Below are 1,295 nucleotides of genomic sequence, written 5' to 3'. Positions count from 1 at the left end.
AAGCCAGTATCACCGATGATGCAGGCAACACCGGCGGCGCAGTTCAATCAGGCACTCTTGATACCTTAGCACCGACATTAACACTGGATACCGTGGGAGCGACGAACGACAGCACGCCAACGATTAGCGGGACATCGAACGCGCCAGCAGGCACGGTTATAACGATTAACGTCACGGATGCAAATAATACAGAAACGTTCATCGCAACAGTGCAATCCGATGGGAGCTGGTCAGCAGATGTACCGAATGCACTGACTGACGGTCCACTCACTATCGAAGCAAGCGTAAGCGACAGTGCAGGCAACACCACCACGTTAAGTGAAACCGCCACTTTGAACACCACTGCGCCAAGCATCAGTATTAATGTACTGGTTGACACCAATGACACCACGCCAGAAATTCGCGGGACAAGTGATGCAGCTGATGACACAATCATCAGCTTAAGCTTTACCGACAGTGCTGATAACATCACCACCGTAACGACCACGGTAACAGGTGGCATATGGAGCGTCGATNGAAGGCGAATACACCGTCACAGCTACCGTGAATGATGGGCTGGGCAATATAGGGAGTGCAACAGAGACAGGTCAGATAGACCTTACTGGCCCGAGCCTTGTTATTACCGACAACGGTGTAGGCAACGACACCACTCCAACGATTGCAGGTACCAGCGATGCAGTACAGGGAAGTGAAGTAACGATTGTTGTCACTGACAGCAGTGGCACACCGCAAACAATAAGCGCCACCGTACTTGCCAATGGCACATGGTCAATCCCTGTACCGGTAGCACTTGCAGAAGGTGCATACACCATTAGTGCGAGTGTTGAAGATGCCGCAGGCAACGACACCACCGCCACAGGTGCTGGTGAAGTAGACACCACTGCACCGACACTTGTGCTTACCAGCCCAGGTTCAAGTAATGATGTAACGCCGATATTTAGCGGCACAAGCGATGCAGTTGAAGGCACGGTTATTAACTTCACCGTAGTGGATGATTTAGGTAGCTCACAAACGTTCACCACCACGGTTGATGCAGACGGCAACTTCTCGGTCGAAGTAACCACTGCACTGGCAGAAGGACCGTATAGTATTGAAGCTAACATCAGCGATGTAGCAGGTAACAGCACCGATATTACCGGCAACGGCACAATAGACACGACCGCGCCAAGCATTACCGTGGATGCGCCAGTATTAACAAACGACAGCACACCGACGGTTACTGGCACCAGTGATGCACCTAACAGCACCATTACGGTGACGTTTACAGATGCAGCGAATGCCACTCAAAGCATTGA

Annotated in this window: 2 protein-coding genes; both read left to right on the top strand. The window is 51.5% G+C overall.

Annotation, left to right across the window (positions count from 1 at the left end; all coding sequences use genetic code 11):
- Window positions 1-8 precede the first annotated feature (8 nt).
- Complete coding sequence (locus tag L647_RS1000000125005) at window positions 9-551, top strand: Ig-like domain-containing protein (protein ID WP_275451928.1); 543 nt, start codon at window positions 9-11, stop codon at window positions 549-551.
- A partial coding sequence (locus tag L647_RS1000000125000) for an Ig-like domain-containing protein (protein ID WP_216712737.1) occupies window positions 496-1,295 on the top strand: 800 nt, incomplete at its 3' end. The genes L647_RS1000000125005 and L647_RS1000000125000, both read left to right, overlap by 56 nt.

The organism is Pseudoalteromonas sp. TB64, assembly GCF_000498095.1.
In the GTDB taxonomy this organism is placed as follows: Bacteria; Pseudomonadota; Gammaproteobacteria; order Enterobacterales; family Alteromonadaceae; genus Pseudoalteromonas.
This window is presented reverse-complemented; position numbering and strand designations above follow the sequence as displayed.